Raw genomic sequence first — 11,602 nt, 5'->3', positions numbered from 1 at the left:
TTGAGTGTCTCTAACTCCTCACGGGCGCTTGCGAGACGCTGATTCGCCTCGTTCAGTTTCACGGTGAGCGCTTCGATATTCTGCTCCTCCTGCCTGATCCGGCGTGTGGCCCGATAGGCCTTCTCTGCGAGGATTTCGCAGCGCTCACGGCCTTTCCGTGCCCGAGACGGAAGCCATGCCTCGATCTCAGCCCGGACGTAGAGCCGGGGAGCGTACCTCTCAGCCCCCTGAACAGCGACCACCGCAGGGAAATCCGCGTGCCGGTTGCTCCAATTGGTGACCGCTGCCCGCGTGACACCGGCCAAAGCAGCGATAGCACTCGGATGGATCAACTCCGCCTCCCTGCCCTGGAATTCCGGACGGTGCCAGATCACCAACGGCGTTCCAGTCATCATTCCTCCTAGAAGAGTGAGTCTCGCTCCCGGGGGTTCCTCTCCCCTTCACAACTCAAGTGTGTACGAAGCTCGTACGAAGTGTCAATGGGATTCTTCGAAAAATCATGAGACCGAAGAGGGCCGCGCGTGACGAAAATAAATCGCGAGAAAAACAGCCAACCCACTTGACCGTACGTACGAGCATCGTACATAGTTAGACATGTGATCGGGGGACGCCCCGAAAACACCACACCACCGCACCATCCCCGGCACCCCGGGGGCAGGAGAACCGAACAGAACCCCCCGGGGCCCGAGAACCACCCCGCCGGCACAGCACCCGGGGCCGACAGACCGGGAAAACCACGCCCACACCAGACAGGCAGCACCCGTCCCCGCCAGCGGGCGCAAGCCCCGCACCATCAACCGAAGGAGAGCGAATGCCCACCCTCCATGAACTGCTCGAAACCGCGCTGAACGGGCCCGTCCCCTTGGCCGGCCCGGACGGCACCACATGGAGCGCCCCCACCCAGACGGTGATCGCCCTCGCAGGCCTCGCGTCGACGACACGCACGCCCCTGGACCAGGACGTCACCGTCGAGAACGCCGACGACAACGGGGCCACCGTCCTCATCACCGGCGCGGCCCGGGGCTTCCGCTGTGTGCTGACCGCCGATCCCGCACAGGTACAGCAGCTGTGCGCCACGAGCGAATGCCCGACCACTCCCGCCGGAAGCACCGGACTCTGCGCCGTTCACCTTCCCGGCAGCAGCATCCCGGCTGCCGTGCAGGAGATCGCCGAGGAGCAGCTCCGACTGTCCGAGCTGGAGGCCGCACTCGCCGGCCGCATGAGCACCCCCGGCCCGGACGACAGCGACAGCGGGGCCCTGTGGAACCTCGAACAAGCCGGCGCTTACATGGGATTCACCGGACCGTCAGCCGCCCAAAGCGCCTACCGCGTCCTCAAACGCGGAGGATTCACACCGGCCGGCCGGGCACCCGGCCGCGGCGGCGGCTCCCTCTACCGCCCCACCCAGATCATCACCGCCCTCGCCACCCGCCCCGGCCGCGGCCGCCGAACCGACCTCCACAACCTGCAAGCAACCGAACAGACGGCCGAACAGCTCACCACCGGCCTCATCGACCCCGCCTGCGTCGACCCCGCTCTCTCACGCGAGATCCTGAGCCTCATCCTCACCACCCTCACCCCCGAGGAACGCGCCGCCTACCCGGGCCAGCTGGAGGAGTTCGCCGAGCAGCACCGTGACCGGATCACCCGTCTCTACCGCGACCACGGCCCCGGCAGCGCCAACACCGCACACGGCCGCTACCAGCTCCTCGCCCAACCCGCCGGTCTCGCCGTCTGCGAACGTCTCGACACCAACCCCCTCGCACTCGCCAGCGTCTGGGCCGACGCCCTCCCCGGCACCTGGCTCAACGACATCTCCCACACCTGGACCAGCCCAAGCCAGACGCCGTGAACAACACCCCGCCAACAGGAGACGGGAACGACAGCGACTCAAAAGAACGGGAACAGCGGTGATCTGGAGTGTTGAGGACCGGGCGCGGGATGGGGTCCGGCGGCAGGTCACGGGCATGACCACCGCCCAAGTGGCCGAGGCCGCTGTGCGGGAGCGGGAAACACAGGAGGAGTCGCAGGCTCCAGCCCGGGAGCCGGAGTGGGCCGGGGCGGACCCGGAGGAACTGGCGGAGCTGTGGGCCGCCCGGCACCACGAATGGCGCCGGGTCCAGGCCCTGATGGAGACATCCGGCTGGAAGACCTATGAACCCGAGCAGGACGCGGAGGGCAGCGCCCGGGCCCGGGAGCGGGAGACCCAGCGGACGGCATTCATCGCGAGCCAGACCGCGCACCAGGAGCGGCTGCGGGAGGCGAAGGACGAGCTGCGGGCGGAAGCGTGGCTGTCCGCGCCCGCAGGCCGGCGGATCCGAGCGCTCGCCGCCCGGGCCCGGCTCACCCCCGACCAGATCGTGGCGCAGCTCGCCGAACACGCCGTCGTGGGCGAGGACAGCACCGTGTCGGTCCCCGCTTTCACCCCGCGCTGACATCCGGAACAGCACACCGAGAACCCGATTGAAAGGGCCCCTGGAAATGGCGGTAACGCTCCGGAACCATCAGGTGGACGCGAATGCGCGCATCCGTAAATGGGCCGGATTCCCGGCAAGATCCGCTGTGCCCGCTGACGGACTCCGCGGCACCGTCGTGTCAGCGACCGGCTCCGGAAAGACATACACCGCCGCCGTGGCCGCGCTGGAGTGCTTCCGGGGCGGGCGGATCCTGGTGACGGTGCCCACCCTCGATCTCCTCGTCCAGACCGCGCAGGCGTGGCGCCAAGTCGGCCACCGGGCCCCCATGGTCGCCGTGTGCTCACTGGAGAGCGACACCGTCCTCAAACAGCTCGACGTCCGGGCGACCACCAACCCGGTCCAGCTCGCGCTCTGGGCCGGGACCGGGCCAGCCGTCGTGCTCGCCACCTACGCCTCCCTCGTCGACCGGGAAGACCCCACCGACTGGACCGGTCAGAAGCGTGTCCGCGGGCCGCTGGAAACCGCCCTGGCAGGCGGAGCGCGGCTGTACGGACAGCACATGGACCCGTTCGACCTCGCCGTCGTCGACGAAGCCCACGGCACCGCCGGCGATCTCGGGCGACCCTGGGCGGCCATCCACGACAACCAGCGGATCCCCGCCAGCTTCCGGCTCTACCTCACCGCCACCCCCCGCATCCTCGCCGCACCCCGCCCGCAGAAAGGCAAGGACGGACGTGAGCTGGAAATCGCCTCCATGAGCGACGACTCAGCCACGTACGGAGAGCGGATCGTCGACCTCGGGCTCTCGGAGGCGATCGAACGGGAAATCCTCGCCGGATTCGAAATCGACGTCCTCGAAATCCGCGACCCCGAACCCGCCCTCGGCATCTCCGAAGAGGCGCTGCGGGGCCGACGGCTCGCGCTGCTGCAGACCGCACTCCTGGAGCACACCGCGGCGAAGAACCTCCGCACCCTGATGACGTTCCACCAGCGGGTCGAAGAAGCCGAGGCGTTCGCCGCCAAGCTCCCGGAAACTGCTGCCGAGCTCTACCGCACCGAAGCGTCCAACAAGGCGCTCAAGGACGCTGAGGCGCTCCCCGCGTCGTCGATCGACGCCGAGCTCTACGAGCTCGAAGCAGGCCGCCACGTCCCGCCGGACCGCGTCTGGGCCGAGTGGCTGTGCGGCGACCACCTCGTCGCCGAACGCCGCGAAGTGATCCGCCAGTTCGCCAACGGCATCAACGCCGACAACCACCGCGTACACCGGGCCTTCCTCGCCTCCGTACGCGTCCTCGGCGAAGGCGTCGACATCACCGGCGAACACGGCGTAGAAGCGATCTGCTTCGCCGACACCCGCGGCTCCCAGATCGAAATCGGCAAATGGCTGGCGAAGCAGCGTCAGCACACCGTCTGGACACAGCTGATGGACAGGCAGCGCGAGCTCCTGGAGCAGCTCGGCGTCGTCCCGCTGCCCCGGAGCCGGAGCCCGCCAAGGCCCCCAAGACGGCCATGAGCGCCTTCGAGAAAGGCGTGGCGGCCCTGGCGCAGTACAAGGCCCGCACCGGGTCTGTGAAGGTGCCCAGGGCCCACGTAGAGGTGTTGCCGGACGGTTCGGAGGTCAAGCTCGGGGTGTTCCTGAGCAACAACCGGAGCCGCCGGGCCAAGCTGACCTCCGACAAGCTCCAGGCGCTCGCCGGCCTCGGGCTGGAGTGGGCAGCGGCGTAGTGAAACGGGTTGGGCCGCAAGAGTTCTCTCTTGCGGCCCAACCCGTGGTTCATTCTGAGTTGCGGTACTACGCGGGGGGCAGGCCCGGAAGCACCGTCCCGGTGTATGCGGCGAGTACGCTTCCCAGGGCTCCGCTGACGACAGGGGAGTTGAGGATGCCGACGATGGATCCGCCCCAGCGCTGGAGCCTGCCCGGGTCGGGAGATCCGTTGGCGGCTTCGGTTTCGAGACGCGTGGCGAGCTGGGTGAACTCGAGAGCGTCTTCTTCCGGCAGCTCCAGAGCAGGCGCCGCCTGACGCAGGGCACGGGCGAGCATGACGACCTTGGCGGGGTCGATCCCGTCCTTGTTGGTCGTGGCGTTCATGGTGAAGTCACGGCTGTTCGCGGCGATGTTGCCGGTGTTCTCGGCGATGTTGAACGTCGTATTGCCGCTGCTGTTGCGACGCTCGTACGCGCTCGCGTCGCCATCGAAGTGCTCCACGCAGTCCTGCCCCTCCGTAGTGATCTCGGCTCGGGCGGGCCCATCGAGCTGCCCGGACTTGTTCCCTGTGATCAGTTTCTTGGCGAGCAGGTATGCCGCTGCGCGGTCGATCTCGCCAGGTGTCAGTCGTTCGCCCTCGAAGAGCGAGAGGGGAGATTGGAGGACGCCGTTGACGTTGGGCGAGCCCATTCCTTCCTCCTTCTGGGTCCATAGCCAGGTCAGCAGGCCCTTGCGTGCAGCGGCACTGCGCGCTCGGGGGTCAGCACGCAGACGTTGGCGTTCTTGCACCCATTGCAGTCCCTGTGGTGTCAGATTGGCGGCTGGATCATCCGTCGTGGCCCAGCGATCGCTCAGCAGGCCCCAGGCCTTGCATGTCAGCAGTAGGCGGAAGGACTGCTGTTCGTCGAGACCATGCAGTTCGCCGAAGGCGGTAATCGTCACGTACTCCGTCGAGTCTGCGGCCGTCTGTTCGTGGACCCACTCCACAAGCGGCTCATGTAGGGCAACAAAGTCGATGGCCATGGACCGGCTCTCCTTGCTCAGCGCTGCAGAGCTCATAAGCGTAGAACCCACCACTGACACCAGGGGCTTCTGCGTTTCGTGGTGACAGAGGGCCGTCCGTGCGCGATCACGACAGGCTGGCTACAAGTCTGGGCAAGCACGGCCGCTGGGGACGGGTCTGCGTCCTGGACGACGGTCACGAGATGGAGGAGCCGCACTGGGGCCGTACCAGCGAGGGCCAGCCGATCGCGTGGGTGGGCAGCGCCCCCGACGACTGGTAAGAGAACACGTTCACGGCGCCGCTTCCGGAGTGGCGTGGGCGGCGTCGTGAACACGGCAGCGAAACAGCCCCGGGCGCACTGTGCGCCCGGGGCTGTTTCGCTGTCTGGGGTCCGCAGCATCCCGGCCCAGGGCCTACACACACAGGTCAGTGCGATGCCGCTGCTCAGGGCATGGCATCGCACTGGTGTTCACGTAGGCCCTGGGATCTTGGGCCGCTCCCCCGCTGCGTGAACTACGGTGCAGCCGCGGCGGGTTCGGTGAGGCGGTCCAGACACGTGTAGAGGGGATGTCGAGCTCCTTGCAGCGTCTCAGACAGCGTGGTGACCCGTGTCGTTCGTGGCAGAGGCGGCGAATATCGGCGGGGTTTGCGGAGGGGTTCTCGCTTGCCTGTCACGTTTCGTGCCTGCCTGCTTCGGGCTCTGGCCGGGTCCGAGAGCGCGGTGAATCCGGGCTGCCGATGTCAGTGCCGGTCCTTACTATCGGCCGCATGTCGTACGAATCAGCTCGCGATCTCCCCTCGTTCCTTGAACTGGAGCTGCAGTTGAAGCTGCTGCGTCTGCTCAGGAAAGGAGGCCGGAAAGAAGCTGCGTCGATCGAGACGCAGCTGCGTGAGATGGCGGAGACCATCGATGCCTTTTACCAGTTGCTTGGTGAGAAGCACTGGATCTTGCACGACCGGCTTTCTCTCACGGCGGTCCGTTCCGTCCTGGCCGCCGCGGACGGCGACGCGGACCGGGCCGAGCAGCTGCTGATCGAGCACTACCACGACCCTGAACGCCTGACGCTGATGCTTCTTCCCCTGTGGAAACTGCCCGCCATGCGCCGCCGACTGGACCTGGTCGACAAAGCCCGCCGCGACTACTTCGACGGCCGCTTCTACGCCACGGTCCATGTCCTGCTCAGTGTCATGGACGGCTTCGTCAACGAGTTCGAAAACGTACGGCGAGGCCTCCACGCCCGCAAGCCCGAGGAACTCCACGCCTGGGACAGCGTCGTCGGCCACCACCTCGGTCTCGCCCACGCCCACAAGACGTTCACCAAGGGCCGCAGTGCCACCCAGGAGGAACCCGTCTACGAGCTGTACCGCAACGGCATCGTGCACGGCAGCATCCTCAACTACGACAACGTCACCGTGGCGACCAAGGCCTTCAACCGACTCCTCGCCGTCTCCGACTGGGCCGTCGCGCGCGAGAAGGAGCAACAGCATCAGGCCGAGGAGCCTCCCACATGGTCCAGCGTGGGTCGGCAGTTCAGAAAGGCGTTCGGCGCGTTCAGGGAGCAGGCCAAGGTAGAGCACGCCAACAGGCGATGGAAGCCTGTCGAATACCTGCCGGGCAGCGAGAACTTCACCGGCCATCCCCTCTACCAGCAGACCCATGAGCTGCTGACCTGCTGGAAGCGCCGCAACTACGGCTCCCTCAGCGATCTGATGACCCACGGGCTTCACCGCAAGCACGGAAAGTCTGTGCGCAGCGAGGTCCGCCGGGCTTTCGAACCGTTCCCGCTGGCCGATTTCGAGATCCGCGAGATCCGTCACGACATGGCGGCCGCCGGCACCGTGCTGGCGGTCCTGGACCACTCGGGCGGGCAACGCGTCAGCGCCGAGTTGCGATGGGTCAGGGAAGACGCCCAGGCCTATCCATGTCCCGAGCCGATGCCGGGGCAGTGGCGTCTGGTCTTCCAACCTCGTGAATTCCTCACCCGGGCCACCCCGCTGTCAGTCGAGTGACCACCTCTGATCGCAGCGAGGTACCGGCTCTCGGACGGCAGGGCGGAGGGTGAAAGGCCTGCGACGTGCTGCTGCGGGCCCGCGAGCGCGAACTCATAGCACCATCCGCATCGCCGTCCGGCGCTTGGAGCCGCTGCTGGTTGCTCAGCTCCTCCTTCTTCACCGCCCTCGACTTCGGCTTCCTGGGCTGGCTTCCAGACGGGCTGCCGCTCCAGGGACTCATCAGGCTCGGGCTCCTGGTCTGGGAAGCGCGGCGGCCATCTCCGCGCGGGCTCGCGTGGGCGAGGGCGTGCTCGCGGATGCCGTCGTGGAGCTTGGCGGCGGCTTCAAGCGTCGGGGGCTGCTCCACTGTGCCGACGCCGGTCTCCTGCTCCTGGAGGCGGCCGACCGTGCGGTCCTCGTGGAACGGCCGCAGGCGCGGCCTCGAGTCAGCGGTCACGGCGACGGCGCGCGGCCGGGGCCGGAGCCCAGGCGCTCCGCCTGGCCGTGGAGCGCAGAGTTGGCCGGGGGCTTCGCCGCCGCGACCGACGCTGTGCCGTAGCCGACGACTGCTGGTCGTGTCATGGGGATACCAGAAGTGATCGGAAGGGGCGGCCTGGTGTGAAAGCCCCGGCCTCCGCAAGGAGACAGGGGGACCTGTCAGGGGAGGCGTACGGCTTTGACGACCGTGACGGTGACGACGGCTTCGCTGACGATGTAGGTGATGAACGCGATGTTCGCGATCGTCGCGTCCCGGCGGTCACGCTCGCCCTTTACGGGGCTGGAGCCGGAGCCGTACGGGGAGCGGGCAAGGGCTTCCATGCCCCGGTCGAATTCCTTGCGCCGTTCCCGGGACAGGCTGCGGAGTTCGGCGTCGGCGGCGGGGGTGTAGGCGATGCGCATGCTCATCCGGCGCTCCGGTAGGCGTCGGTCTGGTCGGCGTGGATCAGCCCGGTCATGTCACCAGCCCGGATCCGGGCGATCTGTTCCTCCTCGCCCGGATCATGGGCTTGCGGGGTGCGCAGTGCCCAGCGGGCCAGGACACCGGGGAGTTCGCCGATGCCAGCGTCCTCGGCTTCCCGAATGAACTCGGCTGCCATTTCCGGATCCAGGGCCTGCCGGATGGTGCGGATCGTGCCCGGTAGTTCGACCTGGCAGCCGTCACTCAGGGTGGTCGTCAGCGTTTTCTCCGTGTTCGCCAACTCCGTTTCCTCCTCTTCACACGCCCAGTGGCGAGGCCAGTCTGCTGCCGTCCACGCCTGTCTGTGCCCTGGTGTGGCATTGCGGGGCGGGATTCACCCGGGAAGGTGATCCCGCCGCGCCGGCGTTCGATGCGGGAGAACCGGAGGGCGACTGTCTCTGTGGTCATCTCTGTTCGGCTCAACGGGTGGACGACAGTGAGATCGTCAGTTCCCGGATTCCGGGGTGGTTTCCTGGTCCTGCTCGGAGGGCGGGTGCAAACGGTCCCACAGGGTGCCCGCTGCGAGCATGGTCATCATGGCGAACCCGGTGACGTTGCTTGCGTCTTCGATGAGCTCGTCGGCAGCCTCGCTGGTGAGTGTGGCCTGCATCAGGTAGAGGAAGGCCAGGATGCCGAGGAACCAGACGAAGATGCTGCGCTGGTCCTGGCGGGAAAGCGGGGTGATCGGCTCGGGCACTACAAGGTTCCGCGCGGCTGGTTCGAGAGCTGCGACAAGGTCGTCAGGGACCGGGTTTGGGGCGAGTGTCCCTGAGAGAGCCTGCTCGTGGGCGCGCCGGAGAGACTCGGTGATCAGGGCTTGGACGCGCTGATCGACCGCGCGGAGGCTGCCCAGGCCGTTAAGAGCCCGGTTCAAGGCGGCGGTGTCCCGGTTGGGTGGGCTGACGAGGCTGGTGGTGAGTTGTTGGCGGGCGGCTTCTGCCAGGCGGCTCAGCGCTGCTGATACGGCTGGCTCGTGGCGCTGGCGCATCTGTTCGCGAAGCTGTGCCAGGAACTGGTCAGCCTCTGCGCGGCGGGGCCGGAGGAAGTCGAGCCGCTCAGCGAGGGCAGCCTGGCGCTGTGCAGCGGTTTGATTGTGGGCGGCGACAGTCCGGGCTATCTGCTCGCGAAGGGCATCCAGAGCGGGGCTTGCAAGGGCCTCTGCGGCTCTTCGGGCAGCCTCCTGAAGAGGCGGGCGGGGTACTTCGTTCATGAGGCGCAGCCTCGCACACGCGACTGACACGTCCTGGTCCGTGGAGAGATCTCCGGGTCAACGGATTCAGGGGCGTCTTGGGTGTGCCCTGGTGACGGCGTGCAGCGTCATTCAGGAGTTGCAGGAGGCGTCTGGGCGTCTGCACGGGCTGCGCGCCCGGCTGTGCGACGACGTCGATTCCCTGGACAGCTTTCTGCCGCCGCGGATGGCGGCGCTGGCGCGGAAGGTCGCCGGGGTGCTAGAGGAGCCGCAGCCGGTTCCGGTGTGACACCGGGTTCGCGGTGTCGCCGGGCGGCGCGAACCTGAGCACACCACGGGTCCGGGACGCACACGTGTGCGTCCCGGACCCGTGGTGTGGCTGGGGTCAGCTCTGGTTGTCGTCCGGGTCGGTGAGCCAGTTGACGACTTCGGCGTCGGTCATGACGATCGCCTGCGTCTCGTGGACCGCACTGTGCTGGATGACGTGGAAGCGTCCCGGGTGCCTGCTCTGCTTCGGGGCGGGTCCGGCGATCGGGGCGAGCCTGCGCCAGGTGTCGGCCGTGACCCGGGCCAGGATCACCGTGGCGAACTGCTCGCGGGCCGCCGCTCCGAGGGCACCGGCGGGGTGCCCGTCGAGGATGACGTGGACGCGGGCCGCGCGTCCCGCCCAGAGGGCGTCCTCGAGCGCGGTGATGGCCGGGGACGTCTGCGGGTCGTCCTTCTGCCGGAACGTCTTCCAGTAGCGGGCGAGCTGCCGCACGGTGGCGTCGGCCTCGTCGAGCGCGACGATCAGGCGGGGCACGTCGGCTAGGTCGCCGTCGAGGTCGAGGCGGCGCTTGAGCTCGTCGGCGAGGCCGGTCAGGGCGTCGTGGATGCCAGCGACGTTGCCGCGGTGGGTGACCGTCGGCAGGGCCTTGGCCCACAGGTGGGAGATCCGCTTGGGGTCGAGGACCAGGGCGTGGGCGCCCTGGTGGAGGAACTGGGCGGTGAGGGAGCGCAGGAGTGTGGTGCTGCCGCCGCCGGCACCGGTGCAGACCAGGACATGGGGGGATTCGGCGTCCAGGTCGACGGCGATGGCCCGGCCGAGGGTGCTGATGCCGATGAGCGCAGTCCCAGCAGGGAGTGCTTCTATCTGCTCGCGCAGGTCGGGGGCGGAGAAGCTCAGCATCTTCGGGAGCACGGTCTTCTTCTTCATGGCGGGGGTGTTCCTTTTCTGTGGTGTGCCCGGTGAACCGGCTGTTTGCGTGGGGGGATCGTGTCGGCGGAAGCGGACAGGGCCCGTTTCACGGGCCGGGTGAGGCCGGTCGGTCAGTCGAGGCCGGTGCCGCCCGTGGCGGCTCGGGGCCGGTTGCGGGCCCACTTCTTGAGGTCGCCCACGCGGTAGAGGAGTTCGGCGCCCCGCTTGCCGACCGGCTTGGGGAAGGTGCAGTCGTTGGCGCGGGCGTAGCGCAGGGCGGCGACGGTGATGTCCGGCAGGTGGTGCTGGTGGGCCTCACGCAGTCCGACCGCCTGGTCGTCGTCGGCCGGGGCCGGGCTCGCGGGTGATGTCGCCGGGGCGCTGGGCGCGACGTCGCCCGGGCCGGCGGCTGGAGCCGGGAGGCACCGGGCATCGGCGGAGACGTCGCGGTCAGCGGCCGGGGCTGGGGCCGGATCGGGCGCGGCCGGGGTCGGGGCCGTCGTGGTGCTCCGGGTGCCGGCGAGAGAGCCGGCGGGCGCGGGCGGCTTCTGTGGCTGCGGCGGGAGGACCGCGCTCCGTCCGTGCGCGGGGCCGACTTCCCTGCCGCCGTCGGTGGCCGTCTTGCCGGTGGTGGCCCACTGGCGGGCTTCGGCTTCGGTGAAGAAGAGGACCTGGGTCTCCCGTGCGGCGCCGCCGCTGACGACCTGGGCGCGCCCGGGGTGCTTGGTGGACTTCGGTGCCGGGTGGACTTCGGGTGCGAGCATGCGCCAGGCGTTGACGCTGTAGCGGGCGAGGATGCGGGTGGCGAACTGCTCGCGGACTTCGGGGCCGCCGAGGGCGCGGGCGGTCGCGGACTGGGCGACCAGGAGGACGTGCATGCGGACCTGGCGGCCCATGAACAGGATCTCCATCAGCGCGTCGACCGCAGGGCTGGTCTTCGGGTCGCCGGACTCGCGGATTTTCTCCCAGTAGCGGGCGAGCTGGCGCATGGTGGCGTTGACCTCTTCGAGGAGGATCAGCAGCCGGGGTCCGATGGCGTCCGGGTCCGGGTCGATGCCGAGTTCGTCCGCGACCCGTACCCGGCGCCGTCCCTCCATGCCGAGCTCGACCAGGGCGTCGTGGATATCGGCGATGTCGCGGCAGTACGTGACCCCGGGAATC

The 11,602-nt window shown here is 68.4% G+C and carries 12 protein-coding genes and 3 pseudogenes; 7 read left to right on the top strand and 8 right to left on the bottom strand.

Going from position 1 to position 11,602, the window contains the following annotated elements; all coding sequences use genetic code 11:
• A pseudogene (locus FF041_RS39415) lies at positions 1–395 on the bottom strand (hypothetical protein); the annotation flags it as partial.
• A 416-nt stretch (positions 396–811) separates the two neighbouring features.
• Between FF041_RS39415 and FF041_RS26230 the strand changes: the two are divergent.
• The 3 genes and pseudogenes from FF041_RS26230 (at position 812) to FF041_RS26220 (ending at position 4,142) form a co-directional block, all read left to right on the top strand.
• Positions 812–1,852, top strand: a complete 1,041-nt coding sequence (locus FF041_RS26230; RefSeq protein WP_153525105.1) for a hypothetical protein — start codon at positions 812–814, stop codon at positions 1,850–1,852.
• 115 nt (positions 1,853–1,967) lie between these two features.
• Positions 1,968–2,435: a hypothetical protein gene (locus tag FF041_RS26225; RefSeq protein WP_153525104.1), complete on the top strand. Its 468-nt coding sequence runs from the start codon at positions 1,968–1,970 to the stop codon at positions 2,433–2,435.
• 46 nt (positions 2,436–2,481) lie between these two features.
• A pseudogene (locus FF041_RS26220) lies at positions 2,482–4,142 on the top strand (DEAD/DEAH box helicase family protein).
• A 67-nt stretch (positions 4,143–4,209) separates the two neighbouring features.
• Here FF041_RS26220 and FF041_RS26215 read toward each other — a convergent pair.
• Positions 4,210–5,145: a protease-associated domain-containing protein gene (locus tag FF041_RS26215; protein WP_153525102.1), complete on the bottom strand. Its 936-nt coding sequence runs from the start codon at positions 5,143–5,145 to the stop codon at positions 4,210–4,212.
• 98 nt (positions 5,146–5,243) lie between these two features.
• On the opposite strand from FF041_RS26215, the gene FF041_RS26210 reads away from it, so the two are divergent.
• Entirely contained in the window at positions 5,244–5,405 is a 162-nt protein-coding gene (locus FF041_RS26210) for a hypothetical protein (protein ID WP_153525101.1), read from the top strand.
• A 488-nt stretch (positions 5,406–5,893) separates the two neighbouring features.
• Positions 5,894–7,135: a hypothetical protein gene (locus FF041_RS26205; protein WP_153525100.1), complete on the top strand. Its 1,242-nt coding sequence runs from the start codon at positions 5,894–5,896 to the stop codon at positions 7,133–7,135.
• 435 nt (positions 7,136–7,570) lie between these two features.
• Here FF041_RS26205 and FF041_RS40145 read toward each other — a convergent pair whose 3' ends face one another.
• From FF041_RS40145 to FF041_RS26190, 4 genes are all read right to left on the bottom strand, one after another.
• Positions 7,571–7,699, bottom strand: coding sequence for a hypothetical protein (locus tag FF041_RS40145; protein WP_267133232.1), 129 nt, complete (start codon positions 7,697–7,699; stop codon positions 7,571–7,573).
• A 75-nt stretch (positions 7,700–7,774) separates the two neighbouring features.
• A complete protein-coding gene (locus FF041_RS26200; RefSeq protein ID WP_153525099.1) occupies positions 7,775–8,023 on the bottom strand; it encodes a hypothetical protein in 249 nt (82 codons plus the stop codon).
• Positions 8,020–8,316: a hypothetical protein gene (locus FF041_RS26195; RefSeq protein WP_153525097.1), complete on the bottom strand. Its 297-nt coding sequence runs from the start codon at positions 8,314–8,316 to the stop codon at positions 8,020–8,022. The genes FF041_RS26200 and FF041_RS26195 overlap by 4 nt, the downstream gene beginning before the upstream one ends.
• A gap of 204 nt (positions 8,317–8,520) precedes the next feature.
• A complete protein-coding gene (locus tag FF041_RS26190; RefSeq protein WP_153525096.1) occupies positions 8,521–8,772 on the bottom strand; it encodes a hypothetical protein in 252 nt (83 codons plus the stop codon).
• A 276-nt stretch (positions 8,773–9,048) separates the two neighbouring features.
• On the opposite strand from FF041_RS26190, the gene FF041_RS26185 reads away from it, so the two are divergent.
• Together FF041_RS26185 and FF041_RS26180 are read left to right on the top strand one after the other, a co-directional pair.
• Entirely contained in the window at positions 9,049–9,312 is a 264-nt protein-coding gene (locus FF041_RS26185) for a hypothetical protein (RefSeq protein ID WP_153525095.1), read from the top strand.
• A 64-nt stretch (positions 9,313–9,376) separates the two neighbouring features.
• Positions 9,377–9,553: a hypothetical protein gene (locus tag FF041_RS26180; RefSeq protein WP_153525093.1), complete on the top strand. Its 177-nt coding sequence runs from the start codon at positions 9,377–9,379 to the stop codon at positions 9,551–9,553.
• A 96-nt stretch (positions 9,554–9,649) separates the two neighbouring features.
• Here the strand turns inward: FF041_RS26180 and FF041_RS26175 are convergent, their stop codons facing one another.
• Complete coding sequence (locus FF041_RS26175) at positions 9,650–10,459, bottom strand: hypothetical protein (RefSeq protein WP_153525092.1); 810 nt, start codon at positions 10,457–10,459, stop codon at positions 9,650–9,652.
• Between the two features lie 113 nt (positions 10,460–10,572).
• Positions 10,573–11,602: pseudogene (locus FF041_RS38175) on the bottom strand (pRL2-11); the annotation flags it as partial.

Origin of the sequence: Streptomyces jumonjinensis, assembly GCF_009600885.1 — a bacterium.
GTDB lineage: Bacteria > Actinomycetota > Actinomycetes > Streptomycetales > Streptomycetaceae > Streptomyces > Streptomyces jumonjinensis.
Note: the sequence above shows the minus strand (reverse complement) of the source record. Positions and strands in the feature narration are given on the sequence as shown.

What these genes read in the sequence shown, in the direction of transcription:
- FF041_RS26230 (WP_153525105.1), top strand. Translation starts at nt 812, where the DNA reads ATGCCCACCCTCCATGAACTGCTCGAAACCGCGCTGAACGGGCCCGTC.
- FF041_RS26225 (WP_153525104.1), top strand. Translation starts at nt 1,968, where the DNA reads ATGACCACCGCCCAAGTGGCCGAGGCCGCTGTGCGGGAGCGGGAAACA.
- FF041_RS26215 (WP_153525102.1), bottom strand. Translation starts at nt 5,145, where the DNA reads ATGGCCATCGACTTTGTTGCCCTACATGAGCCGCTTGTGGAGTGGGTC.
- FF041_RS26205 (WP_153525100.1), top strand. Translation starts at nt 5,894, where the DNA reads ATGTCGTACGAATCAGCTCGCGATCTCCCCTCGTTCCTTGAACTGGAG.
- FF041_RS40145 (WP_267133232.1), bottom strand. Translation starts at nt 7,699, where the DNA reads ATGACACGACCAGCAGTCGTCGGCTACGGCACAGCGTCGGTCGCGGCG.
- FF041_RS26200 (WP_153525099.1), bottom strand. Translation starts at nt 8,023, where the DNA reads ATGAGCATGCGCATCGCCTACACCCCCGCCGCCGACGCCGAACTCCGC.
- FF041_RS26175 (WP_153525092.1), bottom strand. Translation starts at nt 10,459, where the DNA reads ATGAAGAAGAAGACCGTGCTCCCGAAGATGCTGAGCTTCTCCGCCCCC.